Annotated in this window: 12 protein-coding genes and 1 tRNA gene; 5 read left to right on the top strand and 8 right to left on the bottom strand. The window is 73.1% G+C overall.

Annotation, left to right across the window (positions count from 1 at the left end):
* Positions 1-121: 121 nt before the first annotated feature.
* Complete coding sequence (locus AMK13_RS12790; RefSeq protein ID WP_049659731.1) at positions 122-1,453, bottom strand: M20/M25/M40 family metallo-hydrolase; 1,332 nt, start codon at positions 1,451-1,453, stop codon at positions 122-124.
* Positions 1,454-1,802: 349 nt separating this feature from the next.
* Here AMK13_RS12790 and AMK13_RS12785 point away from each other — a divergent pair.
* Positions 1,803-1,887: transfer RNA gene (locus AMK13_RS12785), tRNA-Leu, on the top strand.
* A gap of 188 nt (positions 1,888-2,075) precedes the next feature.
* On the opposite strand, the gene AMK13_RS44050 is transcribed toward AMK13_RS12785, so the two are convergent.
* On the bottom strand, positions 2,076-2,495 hold the full coding sequence (locus AMK13_RS44050) for a hypothetical protein (RefSeq protein WP_198959340.1): 420 nt from the start codon (positions 2,493-2,495) through the stop codon (positions 2,076-2,078).
* A 456-nt stretch (positions 2,496-2,951) separates the two neighbouring features.
* On the opposite strand from AMK13_RS44050, the gene AMK13_RS12775 reads away from it, so the two are divergent.
* The gene (locus AMK13_RS12775) at positions 2,952-3,575 is read left to right on the top strand and encodes a MarR family winged helix-turn-helix transcriptional regulator (protein ID WP_074002600.1); all 624 of its coding nucleotides are present in this window, start codon (positions 2,952-2,954) and stop codon (positions 3,573-3,575) included.
* On the opposite strand, the gene AMK13_RS12770 is transcribed toward AMK13_RS12775, so the two are convergent.
* The 3 genes from AMK13_RS12770 to AMK13_RS12760 form a co-directional block, all read right to left on the bottom strand.
* Positions 3,568-4,929 carry a chloride channel protein gene (locus tag AMK13_RS12770; protein ID WP_074002310.1) on the bottom strand — a complete coding sequence of 454 codons (1,362 nt, stop codon included), beginning with the start codon at positions 4,927-4,929 and terminating at the stop codon, positions 3,568-3,570. The two genes, AMK13_RS12775 and AMK13_RS12770, sit on opposite strands and share 8 nt — an antisense overlap.
* A 199-nt stretch (positions 4,930-5,128) precedes the next feature.
* A complete protein-coding gene (locus tag AMK13_RS12765) occupies positions 5,129-5,863 on the bottom strand; it encodes a TetR family transcriptional regulator (RefSeq protein ID WP_234348735.1) in 735 nt (244 codons plus the stop codon).
* Between the two features lie 86 nt (positions 5,864-5,949).
* Positions 5,950-7,101, bottom strand: coding sequence for an acyl-CoA dehydrogenase family protein (locus AMK13_RS12760; protein WP_074002599.1), 1,152 nt, complete (start codon positions 7,099-7,101; stop codon positions 5,950-5,952).
* A 195-nt stretch (positions 7,102-7,296) separates the two neighbouring features.
* Between AMK13_RS12760 and AMK13_RS12755 the strand changes: the two genes are divergently transcribed.
* On the top strand, positions 7,297-7,734 hold the full coding sequence (locus AMK13_RS12755; protein ID WP_074002309.1) for a hypothetical protein: 438 nt from the start codon (positions 7,297-7,299) through the stop codon (positions 7,732-7,734).
* A 140-nt stretch (positions 7,735-7,874) separates the two neighbouring features.
* Here AMK13_RS12755 and AMK13_RS12750 read toward each other — a convergent pair whose 3' ends face one another.
* On the bottom strand, positions 7,875-8,837 hold the full coding sequence (locus tag AMK13_RS12750; protein ID WP_049652673.1) for an electron transfer flavoprotein subunit alpha/FixB family protein: 963 nt from the start codon (positions 8,835-8,837) through the stop codon (positions 7,875-7,877).
* 46 nt (positions 8,838-8,883) lie between these two features.
* A complete protein-coding gene (locus AMK13_RS12745; protein WP_074002308.1) occupies positions 8,884-9,669 on the bottom strand; it encodes an electron transfer flavoprotein subunit beta/FixA family protein in 786 nt (261 codons plus the stop codon).
* Between the two features lie 369 nt (positions 9,670-10,038).
* Here AMK13_RS12745 and AMK13_RS12740 point away from each other — a divergent pair, with 369 nt between their 5' ends.
* Both AMK13_RS12740 and AMK13_RS12735 read left to right on the top strand, forming a co-directional pair.
* A complete protein-coding gene (locus tag AMK13_RS12740) occupies positions 10,039-11,307 on the top strand; it encodes a hypothetical protein (RefSeq protein WP_241852862.1) in 1,269 nt (422 codons plus the stop codon).
* Between the two features lie 98 nt (positions 11,308-11,405).
* Complete coding sequence (locus tag AMK13_RS12735) at positions 11,406-11,930, top strand: hypothetical protein (RefSeq protein WP_143204530.1); 525 nt, start codon at positions 11,406-11,408, stop codon at positions 11,928-11,930.
* Here the strand turns inward: AMK13_RS12735 and AMK13_RS45860 are convergent.
* Positions 11,896-14,076: an ATP-binding protein gene (locus AMK13_RS45860; RefSeq protein ID WP_107418729.1), complete on the bottom strand. Its 2,181-nt coding sequence runs from the start codon at positions 14,074-14,076 to the stop codon at positions 11,896-11,898. The genes AMK13_RS12735 and AMK13_RS45860 overlap by 35 nt on opposite strands.
* Positions 14,077-14,226: the final 150 nt, after the last annotated feature.

Here is a 14,226-nt window from a genome sequence, read left to right as displayed (position 1 = left end):
GATCTCTTTCTTCCTGTCCCACAATCATCAGCTCGGACAATGCGGTCGGCCCGCCCCCGGAACCCCGGGAGCGGGCCGACCCAGTCACCTGATCAGCGCGGGCACCGCCGCGCGGAACGGCTCAGCAGGCGTCGATGAAACGGTCCAGCACCCGGGCGCCGAACTTCAGCCCGTCCACCGGCACCCGCTCGTCCACGCCGTGGAACATCCCGGCGAAGTCCAGCTCCGGCGGCAGCTGGAGCGGCGCGAAGCCAAAGCAGCGGATGCCCAGGTCCTGGAAGGACTTGGCGTCCGTCCCGCCCGACAGGCAGTACGGCACCGCGCGGGCGATCGGGTCCTCGGCCCGCAGCGCGGTCTGCATCGCCTCGACCAGGGCCCCGTCGAAGCCGGTCTCGATCGCCTTGTCCGAGTGCAGGCTCTCGCGCTTCACGCGCGGGCCGAGCACACTGTCCAGCTCGGCCAGGAACTCCTCCTCGTAGCCGGGCAGGAAGCGGCCGTCCACGTGCGCGGTGGCCTGACCGGGGATCACGTTGACCTTGTAGCCGGCGCCGAGCATGGTCGGCTGGGCGGTGTTCCGCAGCGTGGTGCCGATCATCTTGGCGATGCCGCCGAGCACGCGCAGCGTCTCGTCCATGTTCTCCGGGTCCAGCTCGACCCCGAGCGCGTCCGACAGCTCGTCCAGGAAGGCCCGGACGGTCTTGGTGATCCGCAGCGGGAACTGGTGCCGGCCGAGCCGGGCGACCGCCTCGCACAGCTCGGTGATCGCGTTGTCGTCGTTCTCCATCGAGCCGTGGCCGGCCCGGCCCTCGACCGTCAGGCGCATCCAGTGCATGCCCTTCTCGGCCGTCTCCACCAGGTAGAGGCGGACCTGGTCGTTGACCGTGAAGGAGAAGCCGCCGACCTCGCCGATCGCCTCGGTCACGCCCTCGAACAGCCCCGGGTGCTTGTCCACCAGGAAGCGCGCCCCGTAGGTGCCGCCGGCCTCCTCGTCGGCGAGGAAGGCCAGCACGATGTCGCGCGGGGGCTTGCGCCCGGTGCGCAGCCGGTCGCGGATGACCGCCAGGGTCATCGCGTCCATGTCCTTCATGTCCACCGCACCGCGCCCCCAGACGCAGCCGTCCGCGATCTCACCGCCGAACGGGTCGTGGGTCCAGTCCGCCGCGTTGGCCGGCACCACGTCGGTGTGGCCGTGGATCAGCAGACCCGGACGGGAACGGTCCTCGCCCTCGATCCGGACCACGGTCGAGGCCCGCCCCTTGGCCGACTCGAAGATCTTCGGCTCCAACCCGAACTCGGCGAGCTGCTCGGCCACGTACTCGGCCGCCTTCCGCTCGCCCGGGCCGGATCCGTCCCCGTAGTTGCTGGTGTCGATCCGGATCAGATCGCGACAGATCTCGGCGACCTCCGACTCAGCCGTCACCTTCGGCGCCGCCGACTCGCTCCGCTCGCTCACGGTCACTCCTCGCGTCTTGGGCCCGCACCGACGCACCAGCGCGCCACCCCCAGGACCTGCACCCGGGCCGTACGAGCACGTCCGCCCATCCTCCCCCAGCCCCCGATCCCGATCCAGCCCCCGCACGTTCCCGAAACCCGCTGGTCACGCCCCCGCCACACGCCGCCCCTTGCCCCCGAAACCCGCTGGTCACGCCCCCGCCACACGCCGCCCCTTGCCCCCGCCACCCGTCGGACCCGCCCGCCGGGAGCCCGCCGGAAACCGTTTTGGGACCCCAAGCCGATCTTTGCTACAGTTACATCTGTCAGCGCGACGGACGAGAGATCGGAAGCCGCGAGGACGACACCTAGTCCGGGTGGCGGAATGGCAGACGCGCTAGCTTGAGGTGCTAGTGCCCTTTATCGGGCGTGGGGGTTCAAGTCCCCCCTCGGACACCGAAAGAAAGGCCCCAGTTGATCTGGGGCCTTTCTGCTTTTCCGGTGCGGATCGCCCCTGTGGCGCGGGTCACCGCTGTGGTGCGACCGCCACGGGCGGATGCCCGGCCGGTGGGAACCGGCCGGGCATCCGGGTGGGCCTGGCCCGACGGGACGGTGCGGGTCACGCCCGAGGTGGCAGGGCTCGGTCAGCCCTCGTTGGCAGCGGCCGGAGCGGCGGCCTCGGCCGGGGCCGCAGCGGGGGCGGCAGCCTCGACCGGAGCGGCGGCAGGAGCCGCAGCCGGGGCGGCGGCGGGCGCGGCGACCGCGGCGGCCGGGGCGTCGGCGGGGGCCGCGGCCGGGTCGACGAAGGTGGCACCCGAACCCGTGAAGGAACCGGTGACGCCGCTGTCGTCCGCCCAGATCCAGAAGTCCTCGTGCGAGACGCCATCGGGGCCGACGTGGGATTCGAGGGCCGCGAGACCGGCGCCGTTCTCGTTGGCGGTGAAGTAGCCCTTGCCGTAGTTCGCGTCGATGCCTCCAGTGCCGGCCGAGGCGAGGCCGGCGCAGCCGAGGACCAGCGGAACGGTGAGGGCGCCGACAGCCACGACTCGCTTGAGAGCACGCATGAAAATCTCCTCCACGGAGTTTCTGGATCGAGTGGCGGCGCCGGTCGGCCCCGCCGCGATTCAGACAGCCACGGCCCGCACCCCGCCGCAACCGGCGCCGCGACCCGTCCGGCCTCACGCCCCGTCAGAATCGCCGATCCCACCAGCGGAAATACAGTTCGTATGCCTATCTCGCAGGATCAGTCGGCTGGAGCACTCCCCCGTCACCCCTCGTCCCGATCGGCCCCCCGCCACGGACCGCCGCCGCACCGCCCGTCCCGCCCCGTCCCTCGGCAGCGTCATTCGAACGGGCCGATACGCGGCTCCGGCGTACGGGAACGGTTGGCTGGCGGCTCGGGCGGCCGACGCACTCTCGCGGATCGCACGTCCGGCTCCCATCGAAGTCCCGCCCTCGGCGGGCGGGTTGACGGACCACCCCCTTGACAGGCGCGCCGCACAATGCAGAATGACTTCATTATGAAGCAGGTACATACATCGGAGGAAGCGGCGGCCGGCCCGCTGGGGCGGGATGCCGAGGGCCGGCTGTACGACAGCAGGGTGCGGACGGCCATGGGCGTGTTCACCAAGGGCGGGGACACCCTGGCGCTGGAGGCGGCGGCCGCCGCACGCTCGGCGTTCCACGCGGTGGAGAAGCTGCGGGCGCACGGATCACGGGGGCGGGGGCTGAGCGCGGGGGCGTTGGACGTGCTGGTGCGGCTCGGTGCGGCGAGCAGGACGGGTGGAGCGGACGGAGGGGGTGAACCGGGCCTGACGGTGGGCGAGTTGGCCCGGGCCGGCGGGGTGAGCCCGCGCAATGCGACCGGCCTGGTGGACACCCTGGAGCGGGAGGGTCTGGCCCGCCGCTCCCCCGACCCGAACGACCGCCGGGCGGTGCTGGTCACCGCGACGGACGAGGGGCTGGCCTGGCTGGAGGAGTTCCGGGCGCCCACCGAGCGCGCGATGGCCGCCGTCTTCCGCGGCTTCAGCGCCGAGGAGCTGGCCCAACTGCGGCACCTGTGCCTGCGGTTGGTGGAGAACCAGCAGCAGATCGAGCAGTACCTGACCGCGGTCCCGGACGGCCCGGGTGCAGAGGTCAGCTGACCCCGGATTCCTCCGTGCGGCCGGCCGGGGCGGCCTCCCGCTTCGGCCGGCCGCGCAGCGCCTCCGCGGTGATGAAGGCCGCCACCGTGGCCACGATCAGCAGCGGCATCGAGTTCGCCGCCTCGCCGCCGAGCAGGGCCGCCGCGAGGACGGTACTGGTGACGGGCAGGCCGGTGACGGCGGCACCGGAGGCCGCGAGGCCGACGGCCAGGGCGGGCGCGGCACCGAAGCCCGGCAGCGGCGCGCAGGCCGTACCGAGCGCCGCGCCGAGCAGGATCGCCGGGAAGATCGGGCCGCCGCGCAGGCTGCCGAGGGCGATCGACCAGCCCAGCCCCTTGCAGAGCACCAGGGCGAGCAGCGCGCCGACCGGCCAGGCGGCCGGGTCGGCGGCGAGCGTGCCCAGGGTGGCCTGCCCGGAGAGCGCGGCCTCCTCCGGGGAGCGGCCGGTGAGCAGGGCGTACGCGGCGAGGCAGCCGCCGACGGCGACCGCGCACAGCACCGTACGCAGAGCCGTCTGCCGGGCGGTGCCGGTCGTGGTGAGGGTCTTCACCCGGCGGCCGACGGTCTGCCCGGCCACGCAGACCACGGCGATCACGACGGCCAGCGGGACGCCCCAGAGGAAGTCACCCGCGTCCGGGACCCCGCTCTTCGGCACCTGCGGCAGCGAGAGCGCGCCGATCGCCAGGCCGGTCCAGTGGCCGAAGCCGGTGAAGACCAGCGCGCCGACCCCGCCGGCCAGCAGGCTGGGCAGGATCAGCGCGATCAGCTGCGGGCCGCCCAGCCCGGCCGCCTCGATCAGCATCACGGCGGCCACCAGCGGGCTGCCGAAGATGGTGGAGATCGCGGCCGCCGCCCCCGCCGTCCCCAACACCGCCACCAGCTGCGGCTGTTCGGCACGTCGGGCGGACCGGACGGCGAGCAGGGCGAGGCCGCCGCCGAGCGCCATCAGCGGTGCCTCCGGGCCGAGCACCACGCCCAGCGGCAGACCGGCGAGCGCGGCCAGCACCACGCCGGGGACGGCGACCGGCGGCGTGGGCGGGCCGCCCACCCCGTCCACCGGGACGTGGCCGCCGCGCCCGGGCAGCCGGGTCACGACCGGGGCGAGCAGCAGGCCGGCCAGCAGCAGCGCGGGCAGCGGCCACCACCAGGGGGCGCGCCCGTAGCCGACCGCGGCCGGCAGGCTCTCCCAGACCCAGTGCTGGAGTTCGTGCTCCAGGCCGACGAAGCCGAAGGCCGCCAGCGAGACCGGGATGCCGACCAGTGCCGAGATCAGCAGCAGGCGCGGGTAGCCCTTGTGCAGCAGCACCTCGTGCAGGGTCGGGCCGCTGCCCGGCTGCCGGGACGTCGTCGGCATCGCCGCTCCCTCGCGCTCCCGGGCCGCCCGCCGCCCGGGAGGCCCCGTCCTGCGACCGAGTCTCGCCCGGCGCCGGGAGCCGCGCACGGCGCACGGGCCGTCAACCGGGGCCGCGGCGGGCGCGGCTGCGCCGTCCGGGTGACGGTCGGGGGCGGGCGTACCGGGGCGGGGGCTCCTTGCCAGGCCCGTACGACGGGCCTCAGCGGGCGTCGGTGCCCAGCGCGCTCTCGATGCTCTGGACCATCCGCCACAGCGGCGCCCGGCGGCTGGCGACCAGCACCACGACGTCGTCGGACTCGCCCTCGGCGGCGGCCTCGGCCGGGCGGTCGCCCCAGGTGCCGGTGACGAAGGCCATCGCCGCGTCCACCTCGGCCACCCAGTCGCTCTTCCCGCCCGAGCGCAGCCAGGTGCGCAGGGCGTGGTTGTGCGCGGAGACGACGGCGGCGGCGATCACGTCCGCGCGCAGGGGGCCGTCCGGGCGGTCGGCGAAGCGGCCGCGCAGGTAGGCGGCGAGGGTGTGCTCGTAGCGCCAGACCACGGACAGCTCGTACGCCCGCAGGCCGGGCACCTTGCGGGTCAGCCGGTAGCGCTGGACGGAGAAGGAGGGCTGCTCGGCGTACATCCGCAGGACCAGGCGGGCGGCGTCGCAGGCGTGCTTGACCGGGTCCTCCTCGCCGGTGCCGGACTCCAGGAACTCCGTCATCTCGGCGAGGCTGCGCTCGTGGTCGGGGAAGACCACGTCCTCCTTGGCCGGGAAGTAGCGGAAGAAGGAGCGCCGGCCGACGCCGGCCAGCGAGACGATGTCGTCGACGGTGGTCTGTTCGAAGCCGCGCTCCAGGAAGAGCTCGAAGGCCGCGGCCACCAGCGCCTCGCGCATCGCCGGCTTCGAGGGCCCGTCATTCATGGGCTGGTCCTGCTCTTCCTTCTCGCTCATCCACCGGAACCTAACATCCGTGCGCGGGGTCGGCGCCGACGGCCGGGCCGCTCCCGGGACCGGCCGTCGGTGCGTGTCGGGGCGCGTTACGGGAGGTTGCGGGCCATCACGATCCGCTGGACCTGGTTGGTCCCCTCGTAGATCTGCGTGATCTTCGCGTCCCGCATCATCCGCTCCACCGGGTAGTCCCGCGTGTACCCGTACCCGCCCAGCAACTGCACCGCGTCCGTCGTGATCTCCATCGCCGCGTCCGACGCGAAGCACTTCGCCGCCGCACCGAAGAACGTCAGATCCGCGTCCCCCCGCTGCGACTTCGCCGCCGCCGCGTACGTCAACTGCCGCGCCGCCTCCAGCTTCATCGCCATGTCCGCCAGCATGAACTGCACACCCTGGAACTCCGCGATCGCCTTCCCGAACTGCCGGCGCTCCCGCACATACCCGTTCGCGTAGTCCAGCGCACCCTGCGCGATCCCGATCGCCTGCGCCGCGATCGTCACCCGGGTGTGGTCCAGCGTCTTCATCGCCGTCGCGAAACCCGTCCCCTCCGCACCGATCATCCGGTCCGCCGGGATCCGCACGTTGTCGAAGTACACCTCACGCGTCGGCGACCCCTTGATGCCCAGCTTCTTCTCCGGCGCACCGAAGGACACCCCCTCGTCGCCCTTCTCCACCACGAACGCCGAGATGCCCTTCGACCGCTTCTCCGGATCCGTCACCGCCATCACCGTGTAGAACTCGGACACCCCCGCGTTGGTGATCCAGCGCTTCACACCGTTCAGCACCCAGAAGTCCCCGTCCCGCACCGCCCGGGTCTTCATCCCCGCCGCGTCCGAACCCGCCTCCGGCTCCGACAGGCAGTACGAGAACATCCCCTCGCCCCGCGCCAGCGCCCCCAGGTACTTCGCCTTCAACTCCTCCGAACCCGACAGCTGCACCGGCAGCGACCCCAGCTTGTTCACCGCCGGGATCAACGAGGACGACGCGCACACCCGCGCCACCTCCTCGATCACGATCACCGTCGCCAGCGCGTCCGCCCCCGCACCGCCGTACTCCTCCGGCACGTGCACCGCGTGCAGGTCGTTCCCCCGCAGCGCGTCCAACGCCTCCTGCGGGAACCGCCCCTGCTCGTCCACCTCCGCCGCGAACGGAGCGATCTTCGCCTCGGCCAGCGAACGCACCGCCTCACGGAGCATCCCGTGCTCCTCGGAGATCCGGAAGAGATCGAAGTCCTGGCTCATGATCGCCACTCCTGTTTCACGACGGTACTCAGTACCCTTCATTATGCATGCGCGCGGCAAAAAGGGAACTCAGTGCCTTCCCTTGACGGCACTGAGTTCCCTATCCTTTTCGTGCCGAACTTCTGGCGTACACCCGCCGCGGTTCCGCCACGGTTCCACCGCACGAAGCCGGTCCGAGCGCAGGGAGATGACAGCGTGGTCCACTCAGCCATCGATGCCGACACCCGCAGCACGACGCTGTACTTCCAGCGCTGCGCGTGGTGCAACAACCCCACCTTCCAACGGCTGCTCTGCCCCACCTGCGGCTCCACCGAGCTGCGGCTGGAGCCCAGCGAGGGCACCGGCGTGGTGCGGCGCTGCGCGGTCGAACAGGCCCGGACGCCGCTGGTCCGTCAGAAGTCGCTGATCCGCATGGCGGAGGGCTTCGACGTCTGGTGCATCGTGGACGGGATGCGCAGCACCGTCCCGGTCGGCACCCGGGTGCGGCTGCTCTCTTCCCCCGACTCCGACCAGCCGGAGCTGCGGCTGCTGCCGGTCGAGGAGCCGCCGCCGGTGCAGGACACCGAGCCGCGCCCGCTGCCGCCCACCCAGGGCGGCTTCACCCAGCACCTCGCGGCCTTCGTCGCGGAGTGACCGGCGTCGCGGAGAGGTTCACGGCCCGGACGGAGGCGTGACCGGGACGGGCGGCGCGCGAAGGCGCCGCCGGGAGACGACGGAGGGCGTGGCACCGAGTACCACTCGGTGCCACGCCCTCACTGTCAGGCGGACCGGGCTCAGGCCTTGCGGGCCTTCACCTCGGCGGTGAGCTGCGGCAGCACCTCGAAGAGGTCGCCGACCACGCCGTAGTCGGCGAGCTCGAAGATCGGGGCCTCGGGGTCCTTGTTGACGGCCACGATGGTCTTCGAGGTCTGCATGCCGGCCCGGTGCTGGATGGCGCCCGAGATGCCGTTGGCCACGTACAGCTGCGGGGAGACCTGCTTGCCGGTCTGGCCGACCTGGCTGCTGTGCGGGTACCAGCCGGCGTCCACCGCGGCACGCGAGGCGCCGACGGCCGCGCCCAGCGCGTCCGCGAGCTCCTCGACCACGCCGAAGCCCTCGGCGGCACCGACACCACGGCCACCGGAGACCACGATCGCGGCCTCGGTCAGCTCGGGGCGGCCGGAGGACACCCGCGGGGTGCGCGAGACGACCTTGGCGGCGTTGCCGGTGAACGCCACGGCGACGTCCTCGACCGCGCCGGCGGCCGGGGCGGCCTCCGGGGCGACGGCGTTCGGCTTGACGGTGATGACCGGCGCGCCGTTGCTCACCCGGGAGTCGACGGTGTACGAGGCCGCGAACACCGACTGGGTGGCGATCGGGCCCTGGTCGCCGGCGCGCAGGTCGACGGCGTCGGTGATGATGCCGGAGCCGATCCGCAGCGCGACGCGCGCGGCCACCTCCTTGCCCTCACCGGAGGACGTCACCAGCACCGCGGCCACGTCGTTCGCCTTGGCGATCTGCGCCAGCGCGTCCACCTTCGGGACGACCAGCTGGTCGGCGAACTCCGCGCCGTCGGCGACGTACACCTTCACCGCGCCGTACTCGCCGGCCTTCGCCGCGATGCCGGCCGCGGCCGCACCGGCGCCCAGGACGACGGCGGACGGCTCACCGATACGGCGGGCCAGGGTCAGCAGCTCCAGGGCCGGCTTGCGCACCGCGCCGTCGGCGTGGTCCACCAGGACGAGAATCTCAGCCATTGCTCAATGTCTCCGTGTATTCGCTGGGTCGGGGGGTGGGGGCGGCTCAGATGAACTTCTGGTCGGCGAGGAAGCCCGCGAGCGACTTGCCGCCCTCGCCCTCGTCCTTGACGACCGTGCCCGCGGTCCGCGCCGGACGCGCCGCCACCGACTCCACCGCCGTCCACGAACCCGCCAGACCGACCTCGTCCGCCTCGATGCCCAGGTCGTCCAGGTCCCACGACTGCACCGGCTTCTTCTTCGCCGCCATGATCCCCTTGAACGACGGGTACCGGGCCTCACCCGACTGGTCCGTCACCGAGACCACCGCCGGCAGCGCCGCCTCCACCAGCTCCGTCGCCGCGTCACCGTCCCGACGACCCTTCACCACGCCGCCCTCGACCGACACCTCCGACAGCAGCGTCACCTGCGGCACACCCAGCCGCTCCGCCAGCAGCGCCGGCAGCACACCCATCGAACCGTCCGTCGACGCCATGCCACCGATCACCAGGTCGAACCCGGCCTTCTCCAGCGCCTTCGCCAGCACCGCCGACGTCCCGACCACATCCGAACCGTGGATGTCCTCGTCGTTCACGTGCACGGCCTTGTCCGCACCCATCGACAGCGCCTTGCGCAACGCGTCCTTCGCGTCGTCCGGCCCCACCGTCAGCACCGTCACCTCGGCGCCCTCGTTCGCCTCCGCGATCCGCAGCGCCTGCTCCACGCCGTACTCGTCCAGCTCCGACAGGAGGCCGTCCACACCCTCCCGGTCGGTGGTGTGGTCGTCCGCGAAACGACGGTCACCCGTCGCGTCCGGGACGTGCTTCACACAGACGACGATCCTCAAGCTCATGAGCGGTTCTCCTGTCACGGGTGCACGGGTGCACTGATCCATGGCCTCAGGCATGCCGAGGGTACTGAGTGCCAAGTCCGGCCCGGGCACGACCCGCGCACCGCAAGCGCCACCTGGACCGGCAGACCGTGTCGACTCCCGTCGACTGGCGTCAGAGGCTCCACGGAGAGAATACGGCACTCAGTACCCCTCGTAAAGGAACTCAGTACCCTTCCCGCTCCCGGGGCCGGACGAACGGGCGCGGAAAGCGGACACAAGGTTTCCGCAAGCACCCGCCAGATCCCCTCATGGATTCCGCCAGGGCGTCCGGGGACCATCGGCCACGGGGCCCGTCGAGGGCCAGACCTGGGATCAAGGAGGGGGAGAAGGATGACCTTGGTACACGGGGAACAGGACACCACGCCACCCCGCGGGAAACGCGGCAGCACGGCCTGGAGCAACAACGGGCCGTGGGAGACGCTGCAGGACCGCAAGGAGGTGCTGGTGGTCGCCCAGACCATGGTGTACGCGAAACGGCTCCACGACTTCTACTCGCTGCTCGCCTCGGACCTGCGGGTCCACGTGCAGTTCACGGTGGCACCGCACGTGTTCAACAGGGGCGCCACGGAGGTCCTCCGGGCACTGGGCGGCACGGTCCTGCCGTGGGAGCAGGCCGTCCGGCAGGAGTTCGACCTGATCCTGGCCGCCGGCTCCCAGGGGATGGAGCAGTTGCACGGCCCGGTCGTCCGGCTGCCTCACGGCGCCGGCAACATCAAACTGTCCCGGCGCAGCACGCCGGACGGCGAGCGGGCGGCCATCGGCCTCGGCCCGGACTACCTGTGCTGGGAGGGGCGGCTCGTCCCCGCCTCCTTCGCGCTCGCCCACGAGGAGGAACTGCTCGAACTCCGGCGCACCTGCCCGGAGGCCGTCCCGATCGCCGAAGTGGTGGGCGACCCCTGCTACGACCGGATCGCCGCCGCGGTGCCGCACCGGGAGCGCTACCGGGCGGCGCTGGGACTACGGCCGGAGGAGAAGCTGGTGCTGGTCTCCTCCACGTGGGGCAACGGCTCGCTCTTCACCCGGCTCGACGCCGTGCTGCCCCGGCTAACCTCCGAGTTGCCCCAGCACGGCTACCGGACCGTCCTGCTGACGCACCCCAACATCGCCGCCGCGCACGGCTCCTACGCCGTGCACTCCTGGGCGAGGGCCACCGCACGCGGGGCCGTCACGGTCATCCCGCCCGAGACGGACTGGCGGCCGCTGCTCGTCGCCGCCGACTTCATCATCGGGGACCACGGCTCGGTCACCCTGTACGGAGCGATGACCGGCGCTCCCGTCCTGCTCGCCGAGTACCCCCACCGCCACGTCAACCCGCGGTCGCCGGCCGCCCAGCTGGCTGCCACCGCTCCGGCACTCGCCCCCGGACACCCCCTCGTCGACCAGCTCGGCTACGCCGCCGAGCAGTACCGCCCGGAGGAGTACGCCGCCATCGCCGCCCGGATCAGTTCCGAGCCCGGCCGCTTCGACCGCAACGCCCGTCGGCTGCTGTACCGCGTCCTCAGGCTGGGCCAGCCCGCCCACGTCCCGGGCCCGGAGCCGCTGCACCTGCCCGACCCGCTGGACGCGATCGCGGCGGCCGGGTCGCGGCGGGACGGATGAGCGCGGCGGTGCACAGGGTGCGGCTGGCGTCGGTCGCGGGGGCGACCGGGCCCACCGGGGTGGAACGGCCCGCTCGGGCGGAGACCGGGGCCGGGCCGATGGACGTCCGACGGACCGCGGTGCTGTTCGAGGCGCAGGTGAGTTCGGCCGTCGGCACCGTGCACGGGCTGCTGGCGGCGGAACTGCCCGCCGGAGCCGGGCCCGCAGCGGCCGGCCCCGGATACGTGGACGAGCACCTCGCGCTCGACCTCACCCGGACCTCGGCGGCACGCTGGCGCCACCAGGCGGACGTGCTGCACGCCGGACGATTGACGACGGACGGCGTCCTCACCCGGCTCAAGGTGGTCCTGGCCACCTACCCGGGCTGTGCGCTGGCCACCGCCGAGCACCGCGCCGGAGCACTGCTGCTCCTGGCCCGGGACGGGGCGCCGCTGGTCCTGCAGCCGGCCCGGGCGGCCGGCGAAGCGGTCCCGCCGCTGGCCGTCGGCTCGATGGCCCACGCCTGGCTCACGCTCGGCCGCCGGCTGGCCGAACTGGCCCGGGTCGACGTGCTCGGGTGGCATTCCCCCGTGTTCCCGCGGTCCTGTTTCAGGGCCGTGGACCGGCCGGGCGGCCGGGTGTAGCCGGGGGGCCGGAGTCCGTGTCGTAGGCGGCGAGGCGGTCGGCCAGTCTGGCCGCCTCCGCCGTCGCGGCGAGTTCCCGGTAGCGGGCCAGCGACTCCTCGAACCGGGCGCGCGCGGCGGCGGGGCGGCCGCGCCGCTCCTCCAGCTCTCCGGCGAACTCCAGCGTCCGGGCCTCCCAATGCCCCGACAGTCGGGCCCGGAAGCCGGCCAGCGCCTCCTGGAGGCAGCGGTCGGCACGGTCGTACCCGCCCAGCGTCGTATGGGCCACCCCGAGGAAGGCGATCGCCCGGGCCGCCTCGTAGTCGTCCCCGATCGAGGCCAACTCGCGGTGCGCCCGCTCGATGGAGGTGACGGCCTCCGCCGCCCGGTCCGCGAGCAACAGCACCTCCCCGTGCGCCAGCCGGGCCAGTGCCGAGCCCCGCAGGTAGTCCTGGGCCTCCCGGATCCGGACCACCTCGCGCAGACAGTCGGCGGCCTCGTCCAGACGCCCGGTCATCCGGTGAGTCTGGCTGAGCCCGTACAGCGCGTCGGCCTGTGCCAGCGGCAGCGCCAACTCCCCTGCGAGGTCGAGTGCTTCATTGAACCAACGAGCCGCCTCGGCCGCCTCGCCGGCGTTCCGCAGACCGTTCCCGCCGGAGGTGAGCATGCGCAGCTCGCCACGGCGGTCGCCGTCCGCCCGGGCCGCATGCAGGCCGATCCGGTGGGCCTCGACCCAGAGCCGGGCCGGACGCAGCCGGAGGAACAACGGCCACATGGCGTCGGCGAGTTGCCAGGTGGCGGCGTTCCGGCCGCAGGCGGGCGCCCAGCGCAGCAGGTCGGCGAGGCGGTCGCGCTCCTCGTCGAGCCAGCCGAGCGCCTGCGTGTCGTCGGCGAACTCCCGGGCCGGGTGCACCGGCAGGGTCCGGTACTCGCGCGGCAGCGTGCGGTGGCTCGGGGAGACGACCGCCTCGGCGGCGGTCGTCGAGGCGAGGTACCAGTCGACGATCCTGTCGGTGGCGGCGCGGCCGACCTGGGCGTCGCGAAGTCCGGCGCCGTGCCCTTGGGCGTGCAGCCGGACCAGGTCGTGGAAGCGGAACCGGCCGGGCAGCACCTCCTCCAGCAGGTGGACGTCCATCAGTTCGTCCACTAGCCGGTCCGCCGCCACCCGGTCCACGTCCGCCACCACGGCGGCCGCCTCCACGGTGAACTCGGCGAACGGCAGCAGTCCGAGCAGCCTGTACAACCGGGCCGCATCCGGCTGCAGCACGTCGTAGGAGGCGTCCAGCAGGTCCCGCACCGCCTCGCCGTCCGCGTGCAACGCCCCGAGGCGGTCGGCGCCGCGCCCCAGGATCTCGGCCGTCGCGGCGAGCGACTGCACCGGGCGGGCCGCGATCCGCGCGGCCGCCAGACAGATCGCCAAGGGCAGCCCGCCACAGGCGTCCACCACCTCGGCGGCGGCATCGCGCTCGTCCACCACCCGGCTCCGGCCGACCCGCTCGGCAAGGATCTCGGCGGAGGCCTCCGTGGCGAGCGGGCCCAAGGACCGGAACACCGCGCCGTCGATGCCGAGCCCGGTGAGCCGGCGGCGGCTGGTCACCACGACCACCGTGTGGTCCGAACCGGGCAGCAGCGGCCGCACCTGGGCGGCCGTCGAGGCGTTGTCCAACAGCACCGCGATCCGGCGCCCCGCCGCCAGCGAGCGCCAGAGCGCGGCACCCTCCGCCATGCTCCCGGGCACCGGGGAGACCCCGAAGGCCCGCAGGAAGCCGCCCAGGGCCTCGGCGGGGTCGGCGGGGCCTCCGGGTGCGTAACCGCGCAGGTCCGCGTAGAGCTGGCCGTCCGGGAAACGGCCGGCCAGGCCGCGAAGCCACTGCGCGGCCAGCGCCGTCTTCCCGACCCCGGCCGGACCGGTGACCACCACGGTGACGTCGGCCGACGCCGCCTCGGCGGCCAAGGAATCGTCCAGCGCCTCCAGATCGGCTTCCCGCCCCACCAACCTGCGAGGGCAGGGCGGGAGTTGCCGCGGCGTCGGCAACACCGACGACCCGTGCAGGTGCAACCCGCCGTGGATCGCGCCGGCCTGCACCACCGGGCCGGAGACCGTCGCGGCACCGGCCAGCGAGTTCCGTACCACTCCGTACGGCAGGTTGACGTCGTTCACGGGCACCCGCCGAGCACGGTCGATCCTGTCACTGGCCCCCCAGCCTCGGACGAATTATCGGTGCGGCGCTATCACATGACGTATCATCAAGTCGAGATTATTCCCAAAAGTACGGCCCCGGAACCCCACAGTGGTATAGCCGGTTGCCCCGGACGC

This window comes from Streptomyces sp. CB02056 (assembly GCF_001905545.1).
Classification (GTDB): domain Bacteria; phylum Actinomycetota; class Actinomycetes; order Streptomycetales; family Streptomycetaceae; genus Kitasatospora.
The sequence above is the reverse complement of the archived record's forward strand: the minus strand, read 5'-3'. Positions and strand labels throughout refer to the sequence as shown.